This is a genomic window from Pantoea phytostimulans (assembly GCF_046118715.1).
Taxonomy (GTDB): Bacteria; Pseudomonadota; Gammaproteobacteria; order Enterobacterales; family Enterobacteriaceae; genus Pantoea; species Pantoea phytostimulans.
This window is the reverse complement of sequence record NZ_CP173698.1, coordinates 1,145,272-1,170,477: the sequence shown is the minus strand read 5'-3', so window position 1 is coordinate 1,170,477 and position 25,206 is coordinate 1,145,272. Positions and strand designations below refer to the sequence as shown.

General features: G+C 51.2%; 20 protein-coding genes. 12 read left to right on the top strand and 8 right to left on the bottom strand.

Going from position 1 to position 25,206, the window contains the following annotated elements; all coding sequences use genetic code 11:
• Positions 1-146 precede the first annotated feature (146 nt).
• The gene (gene ydgH / locus ACF2G4_RS05550; RefSeq protein WP_215846763.1) at positions 147-1,103 is read right to left on the bottom strand and encodes a DUF1471 family protein YdgH; all 957 of its coding nucleotides are present in this window, start codon (positions 1,101-1,103) and stop codon (positions 147-149) included.
• A 542-nt stretch (positions 1,104-1,645) separates the two neighbouring features.
• On the opposite strand from ydgH, the gene pntA reads away from it, so the two are divergent.
• Positions 1,646-3,175, top strand: coding sequence for a Re/Si-specific NAD(P)(+) transhydrogenase subunit alpha (pntA, locus tag ACF2G4_RS05545; RefSeq protein WP_243077882.1), 1,530 nt, complete (start codon positions 1,646-1,648; stop codon positions 3,173-3,175).
• A gap of 3 nt (positions 3,176-3,178) precedes the next feature.
• The gene (gene pntB, locus ACF2G4_RS05540) at positions 3,179-4,567 is read left to right on the top strand and encodes a Re/Si-specific NAD(P)(+) transhydrogenase subunit beta (protein WP_409075669.1); all 1,389 of its coding nucleotides are present in this window, start codon (positions 3,179-3,181) and stop codon (positions 4,565-4,567) included.
• Between the two features lie 60 nt (positions 4,568-4,627).
• Here pntB and uspE read toward each other — a convergent pair whose 3' ends face one another.
• Positions 4,628-5,584, bottom strand: coding sequence for a universal stress protein UspE (gene uspE, locus ACF2G4_RS05535; protein ID WP_215846766.1), 957 nt, complete (start codon positions 5,582-5,584; stop codon positions 4,628-4,630).
• Positions 5,585-5,702: 118 nt separating this feature from the next.
• Entirely contained in the window at positions 5,703-6,455 is a 753-nt protein-coding gene (locus ACF2G4_RS05530) for an FNR family transcription factor (RefSeq protein WP_409075668.1), read from the bottom strand.
• Positions 6,456-6,768: 313 nt separating this feature from the next.
• Between ACF2G4_RS05530 and smrA the strand changes: the two genes are divergently transcribed.
• Positions 6,769-7,335, top strand: a complete 567-nt coding sequence (gene smrA, locus ACF2G4_RS05525) for a DNA endonuclease SmrA (protein ID WP_243077883.1) — start codon at positions 6,769-6,771, stop codon at positions 7,333-7,335.
• Here smrA and ACF2G4_RS05520 read toward each other — a convergent pair.
• Positions 7,332-8,252: a LysR substrate-binding domain-containing protein gene (locus ACF2G4_RS05520; RefSeq protein ID WP_243077884.1), complete on the bottom strand. Its 921-nt coding sequence runs from the start codon at positions 8,250-8,252 to the stop codon at positions 7,332-7,334. The two genes, smrA and ACF2G4_RS05520, sit on opposite strands and share 4 nt — an antisense overlap.
• Positions 8,253-8,580: 328 nt before the next feature.
• On the opposite strand from ACF2G4_RS05520, the gene ACF2G4_RS05515 reads away from it, so the two are divergent.
• Both ACF2G4_RS05515 and ACF2G4_RS05510 read left to right on the top strand, forming a co-directional pair.
• On the top strand, positions 8,581-9,915 hold the full coding sequence (locus ACF2G4_RS05515) for an aromatic acid/H+ symport family MFS transporter (RefSeq protein WP_243077885.1): 1,335 nt from the start codon (positions 8,581-8,583) through the stop codon (positions 9,913-9,915).
• A 67-nt stretch (positions 9,916-9,982) separates the two neighbouring features.
• Complete coding sequence (locus tag ACF2G4_RS05510; RefSeq protein ID WP_243077886.1) at positions 9,983-11,323, top strand: VOC family protein; 1,341 nt, start codon at positions 9,983-9,985, stop codon at positions 11,321-11,323.
• Positions 11,324-11,364: 41 nt separating this feature from the next.
• Here the strand turns inward: ACF2G4_RS05510 and ACF2G4_RS05505 are convergent, their stop codons facing one another.
• Positions 11,365-11,799, bottom strand: a complete 435-nt coding sequence (locus tag ACF2G4_RS05505; RefSeq protein ID WP_409075667.1) for a DoxX family protein — start codon at positions 11,797-11,799, stop codon at positions 11,365-11,367.
• Positions 11,800-11,990: 191 nt separating this feature from the next.
• Between ACF2G4_RS05505 and ACF2G4_RS05500 the strand changes: the two genes are divergently transcribed.
• A complete protein-coding gene (locus tag ACF2G4_RS05500) occupies positions 11,991-13,511 on the top strand; it encodes a carboxylesterase/lipase family protein (protein WP_409075666.1) in 1,521 nt (506 codons plus the stop codon).
• A gap of 214 nt (positions 13,512-13,725) precedes the next feature.
• Positions 13,726-15,387: a methyl-accepting chemotaxis protein gene (locus ACF2G4_RS05495; protein ID WP_409075665.1), complete on the top strand. Its 1,662-nt coding sequence runs from the start codon at positions 13,726-13,728 to the stop codon at positions 15,385-15,387.
• Here the strand turns inward: ACF2G4_RS05495 and ACF2G4_RS05490 are convergent.
• Positions 15,336-16,226 (bottom strand): LysR substrate-binding domain-containing protein, encoded by an 891-nt coding sequence (locus tag ACF2G4_RS05490; protein WP_409075664.1) that lies wholly within the window; start codon positions 16,224-16,226, stop codon positions 15,336-15,338. The two genes, ACF2G4_RS05495 and ACF2G4_RS05490, sit on opposite strands and share 52 nt — an antisense overlap.
• Positions 16,227-16,352: 126 nt before the next feature.
• On the opposite strand from ACF2G4_RS05490, the gene ACF2G4_RS05485 reads away from it, so the two are divergent.
• Both ACF2G4_RS05485 and ACF2G4_RS05480 read left to right on the top strand, forming a co-directional pair.
• On the top strand, positions 16,353-17,519 hold the full coding sequence (locus ACF2G4_RS05485) for a methionine aminotransferase (RefSeq protein WP_409075663.1): 1,167 nt from the start codon (positions 16,353-16,355) through the stop codon (positions 17,517-17,519).
• Positions 17,520-17,532: 13 nt separating this feature from the next.
• Positions 17,533-18,312 carry a transporter substrate-binding domain-containing protein gene (locus ACF2G4_RS05480; protein WP_243077892.1) on the top strand — a complete coding sequence of 260 codons (780 nt, stop codon included), beginning with the start codon at positions 17,533-17,535 and terminating at the stop codon, positions 18,310-18,312.
• Between the two features lie 37 nt (positions 18,313-18,349).
• On the opposite strand, the gene pepT is transcribed toward ACF2G4_RS05480, so the two are convergent.
• Positions 18,350-19,576: a peptidase T gene (gene pepT / locus ACF2G4_RS05475; RefSeq protein WP_409075662.1), complete on the bottom strand. Its 1,227-nt coding sequence runs from the start codon at positions 19,574-19,576 to the stop codon at positions 18,350-18,352.
• A 119-nt stretch (positions 19,577-19,695) separates the two neighbouring features.
• On the opposite strand from pepT, the gene ACF2G4_RS05470 reads away from it, so the two are divergent.
• Positions 19,696-21,288 carry an ABC transporter substrate-binding protein gene (locus ACF2G4_RS05470; protein WP_409075949.1) on the top strand — a complete coding sequence of 531 codons (1,593 nt, stop codon included), beginning with the start codon at positions 19,696-19,698 and terminating at the stop codon, positions 21,286-21,288.
• A gap of 20 nt (positions 21,289-21,308) precedes the next feature.
• Here ACF2G4_RS05470 and ACF2G4_RS05465 read toward each other — a convergent pair whose 3' ends face one another.
• On the bottom strand, positions 21,309-22,226 hold the full coding sequence (locus ACF2G4_RS05465) for a LysR family transcriptional regulator (protein ID WP_409075661.1): 918 nt from the start codon (positions 22,224-22,226) through the stop codon (positions 21,309-21,311).
• A gap of 165 nt (positions 22,227-22,391) precedes the next feature.
• Here ACF2G4_RS05465 and ACF2G4_RS05460 point away from each other — a divergent pair, with 165 nt between their 5' ends.
• Both ACF2G4_RS05460 and ACF2G4_RS05455 read left to right on the top strand, forming a co-directional pair.
• Positions 22,392-23,825 carry a M20 family metallopeptidase gene (locus ACF2G4_RS05460; RefSeq protein WP_409075660.1) on the top strand — a complete coding sequence of 478 codons (1,434 nt, stop codon included), beginning with the start codon at positions 22,392-22,394 and terminating at the stop codon, positions 23,823-23,825.
• Positions 23,822-25,090 carry an MFS transporter gene (locus ACF2G4_RS05455; RefSeq protein WP_243077896.1) on the top strand — a complete coding sequence of 423 codons (1,269 nt, stop codon included), beginning with the start codon at positions 23,822-23,824 and terminating at the stop codon, positions 25,088-25,090. Before ACF2G4_RS05460 ends, ACF2G4_RS05455 begins: the two co-directional genes overlap by 4 nt.
• Positions 25,091-25,206 lie beyond the last annotated feature (116 nt).

Genomic DNA, 25,206 nt, shown 5'->3' with positions numbered 1-25,206 from the left:
GTAGCTTAAGCGACAGGAACGATGAAATACCCTGAAAAGCAGGCGGAAGATTTTACGGAGTGCTGAATGAGATGGCAATGCGTGAATATGCAAAAGCGGGCAGGGATTATGCAAATAACAGGGCGGCGGGCGCCGCCCTGAGAATCTTACTTAAAGATGTCTGCGGTAACAGTCAGGTTACCGCCACTTTGGTTCTGCCATTGACGCGTCACGTGATAGAACTTAGCGCCTTTATCGGCTGCACGTTTAGCGACTTCTTCAGAAATTTCGGTAGGCGATCCAAAATGCCCGGTGAAGGTCACGGTATCAAATGGCTGCATCTGCGCAGCGGTAATGGCGTTGACTTCCTGAACTGATTTACCGTTTGCCAAATTTACCGTGTAACGTTTACCGGTGGAGCTTTGTGTTTCGAAGAAGCGTCCAACATTGTTGCTTGGTGTTTCTGAAGACGCAACATTAGGAATCTCGACATTCTTCGCTGCCGCGCCGCCCGCAGCGATAGCCGCTTTACCGGCTTCGGAATTGGCTGGGATCAGGTTAGGACTTTGCACCTTGCGCGCTTTGGCATCCGCTTTATAAACGTAAGCCGTAACGTATTGATTACCGCCGTTGTTGGCATCAATCTGGCGCACGATAAAGAAGGAGGCTGCACCTTTCTCTTTGGCTGCTTTAGAGATGGCGTCATTGACATCCGGCTGGCTGGCAAAGAAACCGCTGGCTGATACGGTATCGAAAGGTTCAAGCATGAAGGCTTCATTTTTTGGCAATTCTTTCACGCCATTGAAGCTACGGTATTGATGTTTGTCACTGTCTGCATTAGCGGCATCGGCTTTGTAGAGATCGGCTGTCACGCGCCAGTTGCCGCTGTTTCCGTTGCTGTCATTGATGCCCTGAATGTAATAAGAGGTGGCGCCCATCTCATCTGCGCGCTTTGACACCGCGTCGGCAGCGTCGCCAATCGCGTTGAAACGGCCGGTGATATTAATACGTTCGAATGGCTTCAACGCGGCCGCTTTTTCCGGCGTCAGTTCCTGCGCAGCATATGCGTTAGCTGCTAACAGAGATAACAAGGTCGTCGCCAGAATGGTGTTCTTCAGCTTCATAAAAATGATCCTTCGCCTTACGCAAAAATGAGTACGAAAACGTGCTGGACTCTTGATGTATAACAGATTAGCCGCTGATTATTGCATGTTATAAACAGGCTGTCGCAGCCATTTTTTGCGGCATATCTCGTTAATGAAGACTCTTTTTTTCATTCATCTATGACGAAAAGATATTATGGCTGCGATCAGCGTCAATTAACCTGTTTAAGTGGTAAGGCTTAACGTTGTAACAGTTAATATATTGTTAAATAACGGTTTTTGTCGATGCGATGTGCGTCATGACACGATTTTGCTTAGCAGATAATTTTATTTAAGAGTCGATTAGCAGTGTTAAAGCACGGGATTTATTCTCTGAGACTGAATAATTGTGTGAATGTCATAAGTATGCGTTATGAGTGTAGATCGGCAGACATATTTTCAGTAGGTTATAAATACTTCGAAACAAATGCATTTCATTTATAAGCGCCTGAAACCGTGTTTCAGGCGTTGTACTGTCATGCAGGTAACAGGCGATCATCCTTTAACCGATAAAAGGGAACATTATGTTAATTGGAATTCCCAAAGAGCGGTTGTTAAACGAATCGCGCGTGGCTGCCACGCCGAAAACCGTTGAACAACTGATTAAGCTGGGTTTTAGCGTCACTGTCGAGCATGACGCCGGTAAGCGTGCAAGCTTTGATGACGAAAGTTATCGTCGCGCCGGCGCGACACTGACTGACAGCCAGCAGGTGTGGCAATCTGACATCGTCCTTAAAGTGAACGCACCTGATGATGCAGAGATTTTACTGGCGCGTGAAGGCAGCACCTTAGTGAGTTTTATTTGGCCAGCGCAAAATCCCGATCTGCTGGAAAAACTGGCGGCGCGCAATGTAACTGTCATGGCGATGGATTCAGTGCCGCGCATTTCACGCGCGCAGTCGCTTGATGCACTGAGCTCAATGGCAAACATTGCGGGTTACCGAGCCATTGTTGAAGCCGCCCATGAGTTTGGCCGCTTTTTTACCGGTCAAATCACGGCAGCGGGTAAAGTTCCTCCCGCTAAAGTCATGGTAATTGGCGCTGGCGTAGCTGGACTTGCGGCAATTGGTGCGGCAGGCAGTTTGGGCGCTATCGTGCGTGCCTTTGATACTCGCCCTGAAGTAAAAGAGCAAGTACAGAGCATGGGTGCCGAATTTCTCGAGCTCGATTTCGAAGAGGAAGCGGGCAGCGGTGATGGCTATGCCAAAGTCATGTCAGAAGCCTTTATCAAGGCTGAAATGGCGCTGTTTGCCAGCCAGGCGCAGGATGTTGACATTATTGTTACCACCGCGTTGATTCCCGGCAAACCGGCCCCCAAACTGATCACCGAAGAGATGGTTGCCAGCATGAAACCGGGCAGCGTCATCGTTGATTTGGCGGCACAAACTGGCGGTAACTGCGCGTTAACCGTTGCCGATCAGGTTACTGTGACGCCTAATGGCGTGAAAATCATCGGTTACACCGATCTGCCAAGCCGTTTACCTACGCAGTCGTCCCAGCTTTATGGCACCAATCTGCTTAACCTGATCAAACTGTTATGCAAAGAGAAAAACGGCGAGATCGCTGTCGACTTTGATGACGTTGTGGTACGTGGCGTTACTGTGATTCGCGAGGGAGAAGTGACCTGGCCAGCTCCGCCGATTCAGGTTTCTGCTGCGCCTAAAGCGGCACCCGCTGCTCAACCGCTGAAAAAAGCGGAGGCAAAACCCGCTTCTCCAACACGTAAATACCTGCTGATTGCGCTGGCTATCGTGCTGTTCGCTTGTCTGGCAAACGTAGCACCGAGTGAATTCCTGTCGCACTTCACCGTCTTCGCGCTCTCCTGCGTGGTGGGTTATTACGTGGTGTGGAATGTCAGCCATGCGCTTCATACACCGCTAATGTCAGTCACCAACGCCATTTCCGGCATTATCGTGGTGGGAGCGGTGCTGCAAATGGGGCACGGTGGATGGGTTACGTTTATTTCCTTTATTGCGGTGCTGATCGCCAGCATCAATATTTTTGGTGGCTTTACCGTCACTCAACGCATGCTGAAAATGTTTCGTAAGGGGTAACACATGTCTGGCGGATTAGTGACTGCAGCATACATTGTTGCCGCAATTTTGTTTATTTGTAGTCTGGCTGGCCTCTCAAAACATGAGACGTCCAAGCGGGGCAATACCTTTGGTATCAGCGGCATGGCAATTGCGCTGATCGCCACCATTTTTGGCCCAGACAGTGGCAACGTGGTCTGGATTCTGTTGGCGATGGTGATTGGCGGTGCAATTGGTATTCGTCTGGCGAAAAAAGTTGAAATGACCGAAATGCCAGAGCTGGTGGCTATCCTGCACAGCTTTGTGGGTTTGGCGGCGGTATTGGTTGGTATCAACAGCTATATCGATCATGCCCCCGGTTTGCCGAATGTGATGGAGAATATCCATCTGACCGAAGTGTTTATCGGTATCTTTATTGGTGCAGTGACCTTCACCGGTTCTCTGGTGGCGTTTGGCAAACTCTGTGGCAAAATTTCGTCGCGTCCATTGATGCTGCCACATCGGCACAAGCTGAACTTGCTGGCGTTGGTGGTTTCATTCCTGCTGTTGCTGTGGTTCGTTAATACCGACAGCTCAGGCGCGCAGGTGTTTGCACTGTTTGTCATGACTGTCATTGCATTGGCGTTTGGCTGGCATCTGGTGGCCTCCATCGGCGGTGCAGACATGCCGGTCGTGGTTTCGATGCTGAACTCCTATTCAGGTTGGGCGGCGGCGGCGGCAGGTTTTATGCTGAGCAATGATTTGCTGATCGTTACCGGCGCGCTGGTTGGCTCTTCGGGTGCCATCCTCTCGTACATTATGTGTAAGGCGATGAACCGATCGTTCATCAGCGTTATTGCTGGTGGATTCGGTACTGATGTCAGCGTAGCAGGCGAGAGTGACGAAGCGGGTGAACACCGTGAAATCACGGCTGAAGAAACGGCAGAAATGTTAAAAGCCTCCACGTCGGTCATCATCACACCTGGCTACGGTATGGCGGTGGCACAGGCGCAATATCCTGTCGCTGAAATCACCGACAAATTGCGCGCGCGGGGTATCAAAGTTTGCTTTGGTATTCATCCGGTCGCAGGACGTTTGCCTGGTCACATGAACGTATTGCTGGCCGAAGCCAAAGTACCTTATGACGTGGTGTTGGAAATGGATGAGATCAACGATGACTTTAGCGATACCGACACGGTGCTGGTGATTGGTGCTAACGACACTGTAAACCCGGCAGCACTGGAAGATCCACGCAGTCCAATTGCGGGTATGCCAGTGCTTGAAGTGTGGAAAGCGCAAAATGTTATCGTCTTCAAACGTTCAATGAATACCGGCTACGCTGGAGTGCAGAACCCGCTGTTCTTCAAAGACAACACACACATGTTGTTTGGCGATGCAAAAGCCAGCGTTGAAGGCATTTTAAAAGCGTTGTAATCATTAGGTATGCCATAAAAAAGGCGGCTCTATGAGCCGCCTTTTTTTGTTGAGAAGAGATTAATCTTCCTCATCTTCCTCATCGTCTAAATCAATCGGTGAAGTGAAGTCATCTGGCTTTATTGCCAGCAAATCACAACGAAGATGATCAATGACTTGTTCGGCAGTATTACCGAGGAATGCGGCGGACAATCCAGTGCGCCCAATAGTGCCTAACACCACGATACCTGCGCTGAGATGACCGGCTAAATCAGGAATCACTTCTTCCGGCAAACCTTTCGCGACGTGTGTGAACTCTTCACCAATTGAGAACTTCTGGCGTAACGCTTTCATTGCCACTAAATGCTGGCCGCGAATGGCGTCGTTATAAACGCCGGGATCGAAATCAGGCAGTTCAATGGCGATATTAATGGGTGTGATGGGATACGCGCCAACCAAATGGACTTCGGTATGATTCACCATATCGGCAAGCAGTTTTGTTTCGCGGATCAGCTTTTGGTTCAATCCATCATGATGCGGCTCTTCGCTGGCGAGATTGACCGCGACAATCGCTTTACCGCCTTCCGGCCAAGGCTGATCTTTTACCATCCAGACCGCGCAAGGACATTTACGCAGCAAATGCCAGTCGGTAGGGGTGAAAATCACGGATTCGAGACGATCGTGCTGATGCGCCATCTTCAGGACTAAATCATGTTTCTGGCTTAGCACTTCCTGAATAATGGCTTCATAAGGGCGATTATGCCAAATAACCTTTATTTCAATCTCTATACCCGCGTCCAGATACGCTTGCGCCTGCTCACGAATCCATTCAGTTCGTTGGCTGATAACGCCCTGACGCATTGATGAGCGCTCATCTGGCGACAGCAGCGTGGTCATCTCATAAGAGAAATCATAGATAGGCAAAAAGGCTTTGATTTTGCCGCCAATGAGTTGGTTGAGATAAACCGCACGACGCAGCGCTGGCTGATCGTCCTGCTGAGCATCAATGGCAACCAGAATATTTTGGTAGCGTGACATAAGGGCATTCTCCATACACCAAAGCAATTGGATTAAAGATAGCCTATGTTTATGACGGGAAGAAGGGAAAAAGTTGTTGCCGGATCAATAAAATAACATTTATCGACCCGGCAATTATCTATGCAGCCTGGTAACTCTGGCCGGCTAATTCAGCCAGTAAAGCGTGGTTTTCAATCGTGATGTATTTTCCTTTAACCGCCAGCATTCCGCTTTTTTGGAAGCGTCCCAGCAAGCGGCTAATCGTTTCTACCGTCAAACCAAGGTAATTACCGATATCTCCGCGCGTCATGGTGAGGCGAAATTCGCGCTGTGAGAAACCCCGTTGACCAAAACGGCGAGAAAGGTTCCAAATAAAGGCGGCTAAACGCTCTTCTGCATTCTTTTTGGAGAGCAGTAAAATCATGTCCTGATCGCCTTTGATTTCACCACTCATCAAACGCATCATTTGCTGACGCAGAGCCGGCATTTTGCCAGAGAGATCGTCCAGCGTTTCGAAAGGAATTTCGCATACCATTGCCGTTTCTAATGCCTGAGCAAAACTTGGATGGTTGTTGCCCATAATGGCGTCGAAACCCACTAAGTCGCCAGCAAGATGGAAACCGGTGATCTGTTCGTCGCCCTGTTCGGTAATGGTGTAACTTTTAATGGTGCCGGAGCGAATAGCATAGAGCGATTTTAAATCATCGCCGGCTTTGAAGAGAGTTTGACCTTTCTGTATCGGTTTTTTACGCTCAATAATGTTGTCGAGCTGATCCAGCTCATGTTCGTTTAGCGTAAAAGGGATACATAACTGACTGATGCTGCAATCCTGGCAGTGAATAGCACAACCGCCTGACTGAATACGACGAATGCTGCGTTTTTCAGGGATCATAATGGTTAGCTCTACGATAATTGACTGCGGTCAATTTTAACATTTTTCAGCCCGAAGGGAACTCATCCGAGCAGTATTATCCTCACCAAGTGTAAGGATGGATTTTCCAGGCGGGAAGGGCGGCATGACGGGCCTTGGCGGTATTAAAATGTGTCATGTGTCACGAAATGTTGCCGCTTTATTGATCTCACGCACACATTTTCTTTTGATATTCTTAAGTAAAAAACAGCTTTAGCGCAGGTATTCCGCTTTTTGCTACTCTCTCTGACGGGGTCTATATTGCGACCCATCATTATATTAGGTGTGAAAAACCATGAACCTTGATGAAGACAATATTTTTCGAGATGCCATCGGTGATGTCACTCCACTGAAAGATACAGCCAACACCTTGTGGTTAAAATCCCCTTCAACCAAAGCTCCGCGTCCAACTCAGGCAGAAGCGGAGCAGGATAATTTCCTGACACGCGGCTTTCTCGATATTGTGCCGCTGGATACCTTGCTGGAATACAAGGCTGACGGTATTCAGCAAGGCGTGTTAGATAAACTCCGTAAAGGGGAATATCCACTTGATGCCAGCCTAAATCTGCTGCGACAGCCAGTTGAAACCTGTCGTCAGGCAGTGTTTAGCTTCATCCAGCAGGCGAGAAAAGAGGGACTACGCAATGTACTCATCATCCATGGCAAAGGGCGTGACAACGAATCTCATGCAAACATCGTACGCAGTTATCTTGCGCGCTGGCTAAAACAATTTGATGAGGTTCAAACCTTTTGCGTGGCGCAAGCCCAGCATGGCGGCAGCGGGGCGCTCTATGTCGGCATGCGCAAAACCGACAAAGCGCGCCTGGATAACTGGGAAAAGCACGCCAAACGCAGCCGCTAACTGTGAAATTTGCGAATCGTTGACATCAGTACTTCTGTACTCAAACTCAACGTATTGCCGGTGCGGGTGATGATTCCCACCGGCTCGCCCGCACCAGAAGAATTAATCGGCAATGCACATACGGCATTATGCGTGAGATCCTCTTTAATGGCGCCAGAAGGGACGAACCAAATATAGTCGTAACGCAGCGCAAGCTGTCGGGCAAGCGATGTTGAGGAAGTCTCAACACAATTAGGCGGCAATACGCAGCCTTGTTCATCAAGCATCTGCTGCGCAATCCGGCGTGGCGCCGTTCCTTCCGGTGAAATCACGACCGGCCATTGCATCGCACGGGATAATGTGACGTTGTCACATAAAAGGGGGTGTTCAGGACGAACAACCAGCTTAAGTGATTCCAGAAACAGCAGCTCATAAGTTAAACCTGCCATCATTTCGCTATCAGCCATTCGGCCAATACCAATGTCAAATTCGCCCGCTCTCAGTCCCGCTAATAAGACATTATTGTGCAGGGTTGCGACCTGTACCGTGGTATGCGGTTGCAGTTGATGAAAACGATCCAGAATTTGCGGCAACATACCCATCGCCGCTGTGGTTAGTGCGCCTAAGCGAATGATGATAGGGCGGTCAGTGAGCGGTTCATTAAAGCTTTGACCCGCATGGTTTAGCGCATCCAACACTTTTACGGCGTGTGTCAAAAACTGTTCGCCCATGGTAGTCAGCTGTGCGCCTAGTCGACCCCGCTCAAAAAGCCGAACGCCCGTTAACTCTTCCAGTTCATTCAATGTTTTCGACAGGGCAGGCTGGCTCAGGCTCAGCGTTTCTGCCGCTCTGCCTAAAGTGCCTTGCTGCGCGACGGCAACAAAAGTATGTAAGTGGCGCAGTCGTATGCGCTGATTAAAGATAATGTTTTTGTCCATTGTTCAAACTTAATGACAAACTCAAGAGGCTGGCAACCCTAAAAAATGGATTCTGTTAACTTTGCTGCAAAATAACATTAACAAATGAATTCTTAAATCGGAATACAGCAATAAGCTGCTGAATTTGATAAGAACGTGCGACAAATATATTCGAGTAAGGATGCATGGTAGACATATTACAATCAATCACTTACCAATAAAAAGGTTGAATAATTCTCAATATCATATAAAAATCGGGCGTTTTATTGTTAACGATCGGCTATCATTAGCGCCGTTTTTTTTACCAAAACTGATGTCTAATCCTGATCGCGAAGTGAGGAGTATTTCAGTGACCAGCGTCGAGGCGGTGGATGTTCGCCAGTTAATAAACCAACGTGCTTTAAGCCGTTGGCAGAAACGGTTAATCGCATTGTGTTTCATTGTGGTTGCCCTCGATGGCATGGACATCGCAATTATGGGATTTATCGCGCCAACGCTTAAAGCTGCGTGGGGCGTGACCAATCATCAGTTAGGCGTGGTCATTAGCGCAGCCTTAATAGGATTGGCTATCGGTGCAATGGTTGCCGGTCCGCTGGCCGATCGCTATGGGCGTCGAATGATGATTATCCTGAGCGTATTCTTTTTTGGCCTCTGGACGTTAGCGACCGCGCTATCGCAAAACATTGAGCAGATGATGTTGTTCCGCTTCCTGACGGGGCTTGGATTAGGGGCTGCAATGCCCAATGTCGGCACGTTAGTGGCTGAATACGCACCAGAACGCCGCCGCGCTTTTATCATCACCGTGGTGTTTTGCGGATTTACCTTTGGTGCTGCCAGCGGAGGCTTTGCTGCTTCGTGGTTGCTGCCTCGCTACGACTGGCATTCCGTTTTGTTGCTGGGCGGGATTCTACCGTTGATCGTGCTGCCGTTTTTGCTGCGCGGCCTGCCTGAATCTGTACGCTTCCTGATCAGTCGGCGCGCGCCTGCAGCGCGGATACATGCCATTTTGGAGCGTATGTTGCCTGGCACCACACGCCCAGACACCGATTTTCATGCGGTAGAAGCCGTTCCACAGCATAGCGGTGCCATCAGTACGGTTGTTTCTCCGCGCTACCTGTTTGGTAGCCTGATGCTGTGGGGCGGCTATTTTATGGGCTTGTTCCTGGTGTATCTGATTGGCAGTTGGTTGCCGTCGTTGGTCAATACTTTGGGGATGTCGGTTACGGAAGCCGCGATCATTACCGCCATGTATCAAGCTGGCGGCACGCTGGGTTCGCTGTTCGCAGGTTGGTTAATGGATCGCTTTAACGCCAACCTGGCCTTAGCGGGCATCTATTTCTGCGGGGGTATTGCAATTGTAGCGCTGGGTTTCTCACCGGCACAGGTCGGTATTATGAGCGGCATCGCCTTTTGCAGCGGCTTCTGCTTCAACGGCGCAAATACGGGAATGAATGCACTTTCTGCCAGCTATTATCCCACGCATGCGCGTGCTACCGGCTCCAGCTGGATGCACGGCGTTGGGCGCATTGGTGCCATTCTTAGCGCTTTTATCGGCGCAGAAATGCTGTCGCTGGGCTGGTCATTTAATTCCATTTTCCTGCTACTGGCTATTCCCGCTGTCATCACAACCCTGATGTTGATCTTAAAAAATCGCTACGGCTTTAAGCCGATCACAAATTCGTGATTTTTTCCGCTGGCATCAGCGCGTTGCATTAAAGTAGCTGCAACGTTCTCGGTGTCAGGTGGATAAAATGGACAACTTTCAAAGTGCGGACGCAATTCGCACACGCTTCTCTAAAGCTATGTCGGCCCTTTATCAGCAAGAAGTTCCGCAATACGGGACGCTGATGCAGCTGGTTATGACCGTCAACGAACGCACATTAGAAGCCAATGTTGGCCTAAAAAATCGTCTTTCTGCGTCAGATGAACTCAGCCGACTTAGCGTTGAACGTCACGGCGCTATTCGTGTCGGCACCGCTGACGAACTCTCCATGCTGCGACAGATGTTTGCCATAATGGGGATGTTTCCCGTGGGCTACTACGATCTTTCTCAAGCGGGCGTGCCGGTGCATTCCACCGCGTTTCGGCCCATCAGTGACACAGCTTTACGCCGCAATCCTTTTCGTGTTTTCACTTCACTGCTTCGCCTTGAATTAATCGACGATGAGCTGCTGCGCAGAAAGGCCGCAGAAATCCTTGCGGCGCGGGATATCTTTACGCCGCGTTGCCGCCAACTGATTAAACAACACCAGCAGCAAGGCGGATTGCACGCAGACGATGCGGCCATGTTTGTTGATGAAGCGCTGGAAACCTTCCGCTGGCATTCTCATAGCAGCGTTGACAGCGCCACCTATCAGGCTTTGAATCAGCAGCATCGACTGATCGCTGATGTTGTCTGCTTTCCAGGCTGCCACATCAATCACTTGACCCCGCGCACGCTGGATATTGATCGCGTGCAGGAGATGATGCCGTCACGCGGCATTGAACCCAAAACGTTGATAGAAGGTCCGCCGCGCCGTCAGGTGCCTATTTTACTGCGTCAAACCAGTTTTAAAGCGCTGGAAGAGCCGATAACCTTCAAAGATGGACATCATGGCACGCACACGGCACGCTTTGGCGAAATTGAACAGCGCGGCATAGCACTCACGCCTAAAGGGCGAGCGCTCTATGATCAACTGCTGAATAACGCAGGCAGCGGCAGCGATAATCAGCAGCATCAGCAGCATTTAGCGAGTGTGTTTGGTGCTTTTCCTGATGATGAAATTACGCTCCGCCAGCAGCAGCTCGCGTGGTTTGATTATCGTCTTAGCGAGAAAGGGCTGGCATCGCCGCCGCGCCAGCATGATGCGTTAGAAACGCTGATTGCAGAGGGCCGTGTTATCGCCGATCCCATTACGTATGAGGATTTTTTACCTGTCAGCGCTGCGGGGATTTTTCAGTCCAATCTAGGCGACAAGTCGCAGGCCAGATCGGCAGGCAAGGCCAGTCGTTCCAGCTTTGAACAGGCGTTAGGCAGTGAAGTCATCGATGAAATGCAGCTGTATGCAGATCGACAGCAGCGTTCATTACAGCGCTGCGGTTTAGAACAGTAAAAAAGAAAAGGGCGACATTGCTGTCGCCCCTTCATTTCTTATTATTGCAGGCGCGTATCGCGCACCAGCGTATATTTTCCCGCACCCATCAACATTATCACCAGCGCACCTAAAAAATAGAGCGCTTCGGTTTCCAACGACCATGCACCGACATCAGAGCGATGCCATACATCGCCGCTCTTCACCAGCAACGTCGCCACCAGCATATTGATTGCAATGATGAAGGCAGCGGGACGGGTAAATAAGCCAATGATGATCATGATGGGGGCGATTATTTCCCCGATGTAAGCACCGTAAGCGATGAAATCCGGTAGACCCTTTTGCGTAAGAAGGCGCGCAATCCAGCCGACGCCGTGAATAACTTTGAACTGGCCATGAAAAAGCAGCAAGCCACCAAATGTTAATCGTAACAATAGCTTACCCATTTCGGGATGATCGGCCATTCGCACAAACAGTTGGTTGATGCCACTGAACATGCGTCACGCTCCTCTACCGGATTGAATAAACAAATCTAAAGAAAAAATCGTTTACTGCATATTCAATAGTTTTGATTATCTTGTTCAGACCTTTCAACCAACCTTCGGCATATTCTGCAAATGTGTCTCAGACATAGACAATGTCTTAAGCCCTGCAAATAATGGAAAGATGCTTTAACAGGGAATCAGTGATGAAAAATGAAACAGGTCTGAGGATCATGACTGCGGAAGGCGAGTTACGAGGGAGCATGGATGATGATCTCTTTGTCTTCAAAGGTATACCTTATGCAGCCGCGCCAGAAGGCCCGCTTCGCTGGCGATCGCCGCAGCCGGTAAAGCCGTGGCAAGAGGCGCGCGATGCCACCACGTTTGGTGCTGCCAGTTGGCAGAACCGTGAATATTGCCTGGCCGTAGGCGGTGGCGATCCAGGAAATTTCAGTGAAGATTGTCTCTATCTTAATGTCTGGACACCGGACATTGAGCCGGTAAAACCGTTACCGGTCATGGTCTGGCTGCACGGTGGCGGTTACACCATCGGCGCGGGCGGTTTAGCCCCCTATAACGGTAAACCGTTAGCATCACGTGGCGCGGTGGTGGTTACGGTAAATTATCGTTTAGGCCATTTGGGATTTTTTGCCCATCCGGCGCTGGATAAAGAGTACCCCGCCAACGGCGTAGTGAATAACTTTGGTCTGCTTGACCAAATCGCTGCTCTGCAATGGGTACAGCGCAATATTCCTGCTTTTGGTGGCGACCGCCGCAACGTCACACTTTTTGGTGAGTCATCGGGCGCGCGCAGTGTTCTGTCACTCTGCTGTTCTCCTTTAGCCGAAGGACTCTTTCATAAAGGAATTGTGCAAAGTGCTTACAGCTTGCCGGACACGCCGCGCAAAAAAGCGTTGCAGCAAGGCGTCAGCGTGGCAAAACACTTTGGCCTGACGGAAAATGCCAGCGCCGAACAGCTGCGTGATCTCCCCGCAGATGCGTTCTGGTCTCTGGAACAGCCACTGATGATTGGCCCGGTTCCCATAGCCGGAGATGCTGTATTACCTAAGCCGATGCTGGAAACCTTTTTCGCCGCCCGGCAACATCGGATTCCGCTTATCGCTGGCAGTAACAGCGATGAAGCCAGCGTGCTGGAATTTTTTGGTGTGAATGCCACAGCCGTATTGCACCAGCTGCGTGATAAAAATCGGATGCGCTATCGCCTGCTCAAATGGCTGTATGACATTCATGACGACCAGCGTTTGGGCCGAGCCGTTGCGCGCGATATGGCATTTAGCGTGGTGCCTTGGCTGGTGATGCGGGCTCAGCATAATATTGGTATGCCTGGCTGGCGTTACTGGTTTGATTATGTCTCCGAAAACGCCCGCGATCTTTATCCTCACGGCACCTGGCACGGTAATGAAGTGCCTTATGTGATGAATACCTTGGCTCAGATGCCGACCGCCAATGATAATCGCGCCTATACCGCGAAGGACAAGGCTTTTTCTGACCGGGTGTGTGCCTACTGGTTTGCATTTGCCCGCGATGCCAGCGAATTCAAACACCAGCTTGAGGGGGAAGTTCCCTGGCCAGCCTGGCATCCGGGTGAGGACGTTACGTTATCGCTGGGCGATGAGCGCGAAGATCGCATTGTGCTGAAGCGTAACTTTATGAAGGCGCGTATGCGGCTGTTTCGCCTGATGATGACGCACATGGTCAAACTTTAATAAGCTTGCTAATCATCAAGTGGCGTGAATGAAATCCGGTTCGTCATTCCAGGCTAACTTGATGATTATTGGTTGTGTTACCCATGTCACTAAAGAATAACGCAACAATAAATTAGCCAATAAAACCGTTACATCTTCCCCATTCCCTGCCGATAAATTCTCTATGCCCGCTTAAGCTGGGCCAACGTCGGTTATCACCGTAAAGGATTTAGGTATGGGAATTCTCAGAAACTTCAGCATTCGTGCTGTCATGCTTACCGTTCTCGGGCTGTTTTGTCTGCTCTGGAGCGCTGTCGGTCTGTTCAGCATTCACGCATTGGGCTCACTCAGTGAAGGCAACGACGTCGATCGCCATTTGGTTGAGCAGATGACTGTCTTGAGCAAAGGAAACGATCAATATTTTCGCGTGGTTACACGTTTGTCACGTGTAATGGAAGCCAAAGCGGCGGGCACCACGCTTGCGGATACCGCCTATGCGCCTGCACAACAGGCGCTTGAAAGCATGGCGCAGCAGCTGGTGCGTTTTAAGCAATTAGCCCCGGGTCCAATGCGTGCTGAAGTTGTGGACGGCGTGATCAGCAACTGGCAAAAACTGCTGGACGAAGGTGTGGCCTTACAGCTGCAACGCGCCCAGCAAGGATCGTTGGAGGAATATCGTCAGCAGGCCAATAACGTTACGCCTGCGTTGAGCCGCGCGTTTGGTGCCAGCGCGGAGCAGTTTAATCAGGCTGCCGGCGTTAAGCTTGATGAAACGCGCGTTGCAGTTGATGGCCTGACCGCCGTGACAAAAGTGATCATCATGGTGGCGGTGATTACAGGATTGGTGATTTTACTGTTCACCGATCGCTATCTGGTGGCGATGTTGGTGAAACCGCTGGACCGTGTGCGTGAGCATTTTGCCGTCATCGCCAAAGGCGATTTGAGCCAGCCGGTACAGGAATTTGGTCGCAACTGCGTCGGCAAATTAGTGCCGCTGTTGAGCGCAATGCAGGACAGCCTGCGCGAAGCTGTCAGTGCTATTCGCAGCGGTACCGAAAATATTTCACGCGGTGCGGCAGAAATTTCAGCGGGTAATAACGATCTCTCTTCACGTACCGAAGAGCAGGCGGCCGCGCTTGAACAGACCGCTGCCAGCATGGAGCAGTTAACGGCGACGGTGAAATTCAATGCCGACAATGCACGTCAGGCCAGCTCGCTGGCAGAAACGGCGTCAACCACAGCGCAACGCGGAGGAAGTCTGGTCAGCGAAGTGGTCAGTACTATGCAGGGCATTTCTGGCAGCTCGAAAAAGATTGCTGAGATTACCAGCGTCATTAACGGTATCGCATTCCAGACCAATATTCTGGCTCTGAACGCAGCGGTTGAAGCGGCGCGAGCGGGTGAGCAAGGTCGTGGTTTTGCCGTGGTCGCCAGCGAAGTGCGCAACCTGGCGCAGCGCAGTGCTGGCGCAGCAAAAGAGATTGCGACGCTAATTGAGGATTCCGTTCAGCGCGTTGAAAAGGGCGCGGAATTGGTTGGTACCACGGGTATCACCATGAATAACATTCTCAAATCAGTACAGGATGTGGATGTGATCATGAAGCAAATCGCAGCCGCTTCTGAAGAGCAGAGCAAAGGCATTTCCCAGGTTGGTACCGCAGTAACAGAAATGGACAGCGTGACGCAGCAGAACGCCTCACTGGTGGAGGAAGTCTCAGCCGCCGCTAGCGCACTGGCGCTGCAAACCGAAGCGCTGCAAGCCTCGGTTGCCAAATTCCGCCTTTCCAATGCTCATCACGAGGTGCGTCCGATAACAAAAAGCGCGCCACCAAAAGCACCGTCTCTTCAACCGTTGACTAAACCTGCCGTCGATAACGGCGAATGGGTTACTTTCTGAGACTGACACAACCACGCCACCAAATCCGCCAGGAAAGGTGGCGCTTCAGCCGACGATCGCTGTAATAAACTGTAGGCTGCACCGGTTTTCACACCGCCAGCGAAAGGCGCAACCAGTCTGCCGCTGGCGATATCGTTTTCGACCAGATTGATATCCGCCATTGTAATGCCAAACCCCTGAATGGCGGCGCTAATGGCCAGATCCATGGTGGCAAAGTGCTGATTACGTTTCATGGTGAGCGCGACCTGCTGCGCATCCAGCCATAATTGCCAGTCACGGGTATCGTTGGTGGGGTGCAAAAATGTCATGCCCGCTACATCCTCAACCCTGGCAGGTAGCGGCAATCCTGTCGCCATCACGGGCGTTACCGACTCCTCAAATAACAGCATGGCTTCGGGCTGCGGTTTGCCGTAGACAATCGCAGCATCGAAATTATCCAGTTGCGACACATGATCAAGCGTGGTGGTTAAGGCGACATGCAACTCGGGCCGTGCTTTTTCTAATGAAACCAGTCGGGGAACCAACCAACGCATGGCGCAGGTGGGCGCTTTAAGGCGAATGCTGATGTGGGTGCGGCTGGCCTTTTCCGTCGCGCTCAACATCAATTCAAATCCCTGGCGCAGCTCTGGTAACAGCGCCGCGCCTTGCGGCGTCAGACGTAAGCCACGTGCATGGCGATCAAATAACGCAAAGCCAAGCCAGCTTTCCAGCGCGGCGATTTTGCGGCTAACCGCGCCTTGTGTGATGCACAATTCACTGGCAGCGTGAGTCAGATTCTCATGACGTGCTGTCACCAGAAACGCGTGAATAGCATTAAGCGGAAGGGATGAGCGTGTCACGTTAACCTCGAGCTATGCATTATTGTCATGGCTATTATGACAACAATTCGCTTGTCGACTCAAGCCATACTCAGTTGAATAGAAATCTACTTGCCGTCGCTTTTTATGCATTCAACCGGAGTAAACATGTCCCTGGAAACGCCCGTACAGATCTCCTCGAAACTGCCGGATGTCGGTACCACCATTTTTAGCGTCATTGGTCAGCTCTCGGCCCAGCATAAAGCGATTAATCTTTCGCAGGGCGCGCCTAATTTCCCTTGCGATCCGGCGTTGGTTGAAGAAGTTAGCCGTGCCATGCGTGAAGGTCATAATCAATACGCCTCAATGACCGGTTTGCCCGCATTGCGAGAGGCGTTGGCGAATAAAGTCGAAACGCTGTATGGCCAACGCTACGATGCGGCGAGTGAAGTGTTAATAACCGGCAGCGCAAGCCAGGGCATTTACATGGCTATTACTGCGCTGGTCCATCCGGGTGATGAAGTGATTTTTTTTGAACCGGCTTTCGACAGCTATGCGCCGGTGGTGCGTTTGCAAGGCGGCAAACCGATTGGCCTGAAATTACAGGTACCAGATTTTGCGATTAACTGGGATGAATTACAGGCCGCGATCACGCCACGCACCCGCATGATCATTATCAATACGCCACATAATCCCAGCGCGCAGGTTCTCACTCCAGACGATCTTGATCGCCTGGCAGTTTTAACGCGTAACACTGATATCGTGGTGCTGTCCGATGAGGTGTACGAACACATTCTGTTTGACGGGCGTAAGCATTGCGGCATGGCAACGCATCCAGAACTCGCCGAGCGCAGCGTTATCGTCTCCTCCTTCGGCAAAACCTTTCACGTTACCGGCTGGCGCGTGGGGTATTGTCTGGCACCGACCGCGCTGATGACTGAGTTGGTAAAAGTGCATCAGTTTATGATGTATGCGGCGGATACCCCGATGCAGGTCGGTTTCGCGCATTATCTGCAAAAGGCTGAAAACTATCTTTCTCTGTCGCGGTTTTATCAGGAAAAGCGCGACCGCCTGCTGACATTGATGAAAGATTCACCGTTCAAGCTGCTGCCTTGTGCCGGCTCCTTCTTTATGTTGGCCAGTTACGGACATTTCAGTGACGAATCTGATAGCGAAATGGTAAAACGTCTCATCGTCGATCACGGTGTGGCGACCATCCCGCTGTCGGCGTTTTATATGGATGGCACAGACAATAAACTTATTCGTCTCTCGTTCGCTAAAGATGATGCAACGTTGCAAGCTGGCGCCGCTGCGCTGTGCAACGTAAAACAATAATCAGGGGTCAGTAATGAAAAAAATCAATACGCTGTTTCTCGCTCTGGGCATGATGACGTCGGTATCCGTTTTTGCGCAAGACAGCCTGCGTTACGGTCTTGAATCACAATATCCTCCCTTTGAAAGCCGCAATGCACAAGGCGAACTGGAAGGGTTTGATATCGAATTAGGTAACGCGATCTGTAAAGCGGGCAACTTTAACTGTCACTGGGTTGAAAGCAGCTTCGATGCCTTAATTCCGGCGCTGCAGGCGAAAAAATTTGATGCGATCAACTCAGCAATGAACATCACCGAAGCGCGGGCGAAAAATATCGACTTTACCCGCCCCATTTACCGCATCCCAACGATGTTAGTCGGTAAAGAAGGGCAGAAAATGGAGCCAACTGCGGCAGCGCTGAAAGGCAAGAACATTGGTGTGTTGCAGGGTTCGATTCAGGAAACCTATGCCAAGAAGCATTGGGAATCGCAGGGCGTTACTGTGACCGCGTATCAAGATCAGAACCAGGTTTATAACGACATGGTCGCGGGCCGTTTGGATGGCACACTGGTGATGTCAGCTGCTGGACAATCGGGCTTCCTCGACAAGCCGCAGGGCAAAGGTTTCGCTTTTATCGGCAAGCCGGTAGAAGATGACGCTATCCTGGGCTCCGGCATTGGTTTTGGCCTGCGTAAAGGCGATGCCAACCTGAAGCAGAACCTGGATGCAGCCATTGCTAAAGTCCAGAGTGATGGCACGGTGAAGAAGCTTGCCGAAAAATTCTTTCCCGGCATTGATGTTAGCGTGAAGCAGTAAATCCAACATCGGGCGCGTCTGCGCCCGATTGCTTTTCCTACCGTGCCGCCAGATAACACAATTTTTCTGCCACCTGATACGATTTCACAAATGACGTGATCGGTAAAAACTCGAAGCGGGAATGGAAATTGTGCGCGCCGGTAAAGAAGTTTGGCGTCAGTAAACCCTTGGCGGACAGTGCCGCGCCGTCGGTGCCACCGCGCATAGGTATGACCTTCGGTTCAATATCCAACGCTTCCAGCGCGTTAAAAATCAAATCAATCGCTCGACGATCGTCGCCCAGCGCATTAGAGATGTTGCTGTAGGTATCACTGATCGTGATGTCAACCTTGCCGGTTGGGTAACGCGCCGCAATGTCTTGTACAACCTGCTGTAAACGCTGTTTGCGCAGCGCAAAGTTAGCCAGATCAAAATCACGAATTGAGGCTTTCATGGTCGCCAAACTGGCGTTAGCGTGAATTTCATTGAACCAGATATAGCCTTCACGGCCTTCGGTATGCTCCGGCGTTTCTAGTCGATCAAACTGGCTGATAAAGTCGTGCGCCATTAACAGCGGATTCACCAGCACGCCTTTGCCGGACATCGGATGTGCGGGGACACCGGTGAACGTAATTTCCGCGGCGGCGGCATTGAAGTTTTCATATACCACTTCGCCAAGTTCGCAGCAGTCGATGGTCCAGGCAAAATCTACGTTGAACCGCTGCTCCAGATCCAGCGCTTTAGCGCCGCGCAGACCAATTTCCTCATCCGGCACAAATGCCACCACGATGTCACCGTGATCGCCTTGCAGATTTTCCATCAACGTCATCACTACGGTAACGGCCGCTTTGTTGTCGGCGCCCAGCACGCTGGTGCCGTCGCTAAAGATAATCTCCTGACCGATATAAGGCGCAATTTCAGGGTGTTCATCTCGGCGTAGCCAGATATCTTGCTGCGCATTCAGACACAAATCTTCACCTTGCCAGGTCAGTATCTGTGGATGAATATCGGGCGACAGCCCAACATCAACCGTATCGATGTGGGTGATAAAACCGATGCGCGGTGCGTCAGGACGATTACCCGGCTTCACGGCGGTCACCGTGGCGTGTTCATCTATCACCACGTCCTGTAATCCCAACGTCAGCAGCTCATCCGCGAGCAGTTTTGCCATCGCGTGTTGGCTTGGCGTGCTCGGTAATGTGGTGGATTTGGCATCGCTTTGGCTGCTTACTGCCAGGTAGCGAAAAAAGCGTTGGGTTAACTGCGTCTCAAGTTTGCCGGTCATCACTAATCCTTATTGGTTCTGAGGTTCGCTAAGCTGCCGAATCGTGCTATCAATGAAGCATATGAATGATTCATTTAGTTATTCTGATCAACGGAAGTCAATAAAAAGCGAGAGTAATGATGAAAATGAAGATGGCCATGTTAGTGCTGCTTACCGCTGGGATAAGCATCACCAGCAGCGTTAACGCGAAAACCCTGGTTTACTGTTCAGAAGGTTCACCAGAGAATTTCAATCCACAGATTTACACCTCTGGCACCAGCGTCGACGCCAGCGCGGTACCGATTTTTAATCGCTTGGTCGATTTTAAAACCGGCACCACTGAACTGGTGCCAAGCCTGGCAGAGCGCTGGGAAATCAGTCCAGACGGCACGGTTTATACCTTCCATCTACGGCAGAACGTTAAGTTTCACAGTAATAAATCCTTTAAGCCAACGCGCGATTTCAATGCTGATGACGTGATTTTTTCGTTTATGCGCCAGATGGATCCCAAAAATCCTTATCATAATGTCTCTGGCGGCACTTACGCCAACTTTGAAAGCCTTGAGCTTTCGACACTGATCAAAAGCATCGACCGCGTCGACGATCACACCATTCGCTTTACCTTGAACCACGCAGAAGCGCCATTTCTTGCCGATCTTGCCTGGTATTTTGCTTCCATTCACTCGGCGGAATATGCCGATAAAATGCTGAAAGCGGGAACGCCAGAAAAGGTGGATATGGATCCGATCGGAACGGGACCGTTTGAACTGGCGCAGTATCAGAAAGATTCGCGCATTCTCTATAAAGCCTTCCCGGATTACTGGCAGGGCAAAGCCAAGCTGGATCGCTTAATCTTCAGCATCACGCCGGATGCCTCGGTGCGTTATGCCAAGCTGGAAAAAAATGAGTGTCAGGTTATGCCATTTCCTAATCCGGCAGACTTAGAAAAAATGCGTGAGAACGCGGCTATCACGCTGGCTCAGAAAGCAGGATTAAATACCGGTTTCCTCGCGTTCAATACCACCAAAGCGCCTATGGATAACGTTAAAGTGCGCCAGGCACTGGCAATGGCAATCAATAAGCCCGCTATTATTGAGGCCATTTTTAAAGGCACCGGCACGGTAGCGAAAAACATTCTGCCGCCGGGCGTCTGGAGCGCGGATAAAGACCTCAAGGATTACGACTACGATCCCGAAAAAGCCAAGGCGCTGTTAAAAGAAGCAGGCATCAAACCCGGCACTGAAATTGCACTATGGGCGATGCCAGTACAGCGACCTTATAATCCCAACGCGCGTCGTATGGCTGAGATGATTCAGGCAGATTGGGAAAAAGTCGGTATCAAGGCCAATATCGTTAGTTACGAATGGGGTGAGTACCTTAAACGTGTGCGCAGCGGCGAGCATCAGGCGGCCTTGATGGGCTGGACCACCGCAACCGGCGATCCAGACAACTTTTTTGGCCCGCTTTATAGTTGTACCTCTGCTCAGGGCGGCTCTAACTCCTCCAAATGGTGTTATCAGCCATTCGAGAAGTTAATTACTGAAGCGCGTAAAGAGCCAGATCAGGGCAAGCGCACTGCACTTTATCTTCAGGCGCAGCAGATTATGCATGACCAGATGCCTGCCGTGATGATTGCGCATTCGACAATATTCGAGCCGGTACGCAAATCTGTCAGCAACTATGAAGTCGATCCTTTTGGGAAGCACATTTTCTATCAGGTAGACATCAAATAATGCCGCTTGCGGCAGGCCAGTTAACTCGCCTGCCGCAGTTGTGCATCCATCTCCGTTAAACGTTGCTGTAGGAACGTCAGGAACAGATTCAATGCCGCGCTGCGCTGTCGACCCGATACGGTTTGCAGCTGCAGCGTGCGCTGGCTAAGTTGATCAACACCCATTGAACGCAACACCAGCTGCGGCTTTTCTTGCCTAAACAACAGTGTAAAGGCGCTGCAAATCGTCACCGCCTGCGGCGTATGGAGCAAGAAGTTGTAGAGGGTAGAAAAATAATCGCAGGTCAGCACCGGTTCAACCACGCTGCCGTTCATCTGACAAGAGAGATCAAACAGTTGGCGCACAGTGGTGTTTTGCCCCGGTAGCGCCAGCGGATAGTGACTTAAATCAGCCAGCGTGACCTGCCGTTTTGCCAGCGGATGTGTGGTTTGCATCGCCAGCAAAACCGGGGCAGGCCACGAACCCAACACCTCAACGCCCCGCTCAGGATGCAGACTAAATTGCAGCGCGACATCACATTCTCCGGCTCGCACCGCTTCCGCCACGCCCTGTGAATGCGTGACTTTCATAGCAAACAGCACGCTGGGATTAGCCAGCCTGAATTCCGCTAGCAGTCCCGGCAACAGGCTGAATGCCATTCCATCGGTACAAGCGATCCTTATTTGCGTGCGGCGCACCGCTTTCAGTCCTTTAATTTCAGCCAGTGCATATTCCATATCCAGCTGACTTTTCCGTACGTGATGCGCAAAGATTTCACCCGCTTCATTCAGCACCATGCCGCGAGCGTGGCGTTCAAACAGCGGTACGCCAACCTGCGCCTCCAGCCGTTGAATCTGTCGGCTGATTGCCGACACCGCGACGAACAGCTGTTCACTGGCGGCGCTCAAGGAACCCTGGTTAACCACGGCGAGAAAATAGCGTATTTCACTACTGAGCATTGCGTAACCTTCGTGTTCAGGTGCCTTAAAAAGGGGCATGCCTCTTAATCGGGCAAATAAGCTTTGTCTTAAAAGCAAAGCTTACTCGATAAATTGATGATTGTGGCAATGCTAATTTTTTGACAATTATAGGTTCATTATTAAGACAAAAAATGCAGGGCAAACATGACACAGCAACAGAGCGTACAGCAGGTCGTAGAACAGGCGATGCGTTATTTCGATAGTGGCGAATTTCAACAGCTTTTAGCACGCCGCATCGCCTGCGTAACAGAGAGTCAGCGTCAGGATCGTGACCAGGAATTAGATCATTACCTGCGCGATGAAATTGCGCCTCAACTGACGGCGTTGGGATTTACTCTGCACTTCTTTGACAATCCACAAGCGGCTAATCGACCTTTCCTGATTGCTACACGCATTGAAGATGCTGCTCTGCCAACGCTGCTCTGTTATGGGCATGGCGATGTGGTGTTTGGTGATGATGAAAACTGGCGGGAAGGTTTGTCGCCTTGGCAGCTCAAAGAAGAGGGCGATCGCTGGTATGGACGCGGCAGCGCAGATAATAAAGGCCAGCACTGCGTCAACCTGGCCGCGCTGGAGCAGGTGTTTTCTGCGCGCGGCGGCAAACTGGGCTTCAACTGTAAAATCCTGTTTGAGATGGGTGAAGAGATCAGCTCGCCTGGGCTGGCAGAAATTTGTCAGCAGCAGCAAGAATTACTGCGCGCCGACCTGTTTATCGCCTCTGACGGCCCGCGCCTCAATGCAGTCCGCCCCACGTTGTTTCTTGGTTCACGCGGCGCGGTAAACTTCCGCCTGACGATTAACGCTCGCGACAACGCTTACCATTCCGGCAACTGGGGCGGTCTGCTTAGCAATCCCGGCACGCAACTCGCCAATGCTATCGCCTCTCTGGTCAATGCTCAGGGCGTGTTACAGGTTGAGGCGCTGAAACCCGATTCTCTCACCGAGGCGGTACGTGAAATTCTCAGCGACGTTGAAGTGGGCGGTATGCCGGGCGATCCTGAACTGGCAGCCCACTGGGGCGAGCCAGGGTTATCTCCGACGGAACGATTGTATGGCTGGAATACGCTGGAAGTGCTGGCGTATGAAACCGGCAATTTAGCGCGTCCGATGAATGCAATTCCTGGTAAGGCCACGGCGGTTTGTCAGCTGCGTTTTGTTGTGGGAACAGACTGGCAGAATCTGGTGCAGCACGTTGAAGCGCATTTGCGTCAGCACGGTTTTGATAATGTCGATGTTGAGTTTATGCGAGGTTCACCGGCTACCCGTCTTGATCCTCTCAATCCGCTGGTGGCTTGGGCGCTGGAAAGTCTGGCTATTAGCAGCGGCAAAAAACCCGCGTTACTGCCCAATCTGGGGGGCTCGCTGCCGAATGAAGTTTTTTCCGATATTCTCGGTTTACCCACATTATGGGTTCCGCATTCCTATCCCGCCTGCGGTCAGCATGGCGTGAATGAACATATGCTGAAGTCAATAGCGCGTGAAGGTTTGCAGATCATGACACGCCTGTTTTGGCAGTTAGGTGAAGAGGGCGAACAGCTGATAGCTCGCCATCGTGCTTATCAGGGCGGTGTAAAATGAGCAGTCTGGCCCAAGAAATGCCATTAGCAAAACCGAGCCTGCATAAAACGCTGTTTGCGACCTGTATCGGTAATGCGCTGGAGTGGTTTGATATTGCGGTTTATGGTTTCTTCGCCAGCTATATTGCACACAACTTTTTCCCTACCAGCGATCCTTCAGTGTCCATGCTCCTGACTTTTGGCAGCTTTGGTGTCTCGTTTTTGATTCGTCCGTTGGGTGCCATTGTGCTAGGCAACTACGCCGATCGTCATGGGCGCAAGAAAGCCCTTTTGCTCTCCATCAATTTGATGATGCTGGGCGGCGCGATGATTACCTTTATGCCGAGCTATGCCACCCTCGGCCTGGCTGCGCCGCTGCTGATTTTAATGGCGCGTCTGATTCAGGGATTCTCTGCTGGTGGCGAATTTGGCAGCTCAACGGCATTTTTGGTTGAACACTTCCCGGAACGCAAAGCTTTCATCGCCAGTTGGCAGTTCGCCACGCAGGGCGCGAGTACCTTAATGGCGTCGGCGTTTGGCCTGGGATTAACGCAGCTACTGACAGAGGCGCAGATCCAGGATTGGGGCTGGCGAATTCCCTTTGCTTTTGGCCTGCTGATTGGTCCACTGGGCTGGTATATTCGCCGCAACATTCATGAACCTGCCAGCTTCGTTCAACAGGAGAAGCATGCAGCGCCGCTGAAAGCGCTGTTTGGCAAGCAGAAGTCGCTGATTACGCTGGCGATTGGCTTAATGGTGATTTCAACCGCCGTCAATTACATGCTGAACTACATTCCAACCTACGCCACGAAAACGCTGCATTTACCGGGATCGGTAGCGTTTAGTGCCACGCTGGTGGCAGGCATTATCCTGACGGTGGTCACGCCGGTGATGGGGTTGTGGGCGGAGAAAATTGGACGTTTACCCTTGATGTGGGGATCGCTGCTGCTGCTGATCATCACCATCTATCCGGCATTCAAAGGGATGGTGAATCACACCACGCCAACTACGCTCATTCTGTTGGTCGGTTGGATGGCGCTGCTGAAATCGATCTATTTTTCGACCGTGCCGTCGGTGATGGCGGATATTTTCCCGCTCACCACCCGAGCCAGCGGCATGGCGATCAGCTACAACGTGGCGGTAACGGTTTTTGGAGGTTTTGCACCGCTGATTTGCAGCATGTTAATCAGCAGTACCGGCAGCAGCCTGGCACCAAGCTATTACTTGATGGCCGTCGCGTTATTGAGTGGTTTGGCCTTATTGCGTAGCGGCAAGCGCATGGCATAAAGAGATCGGGCCGCTGAAAAGAGCGGCCCGGCTTGATATATGAAACAATGTGAGCCGCAGTGCGCCCAAGTGCTTATTCAAGCAGGCGACCAGGGTGAACAAGCGCCGCCAACGTC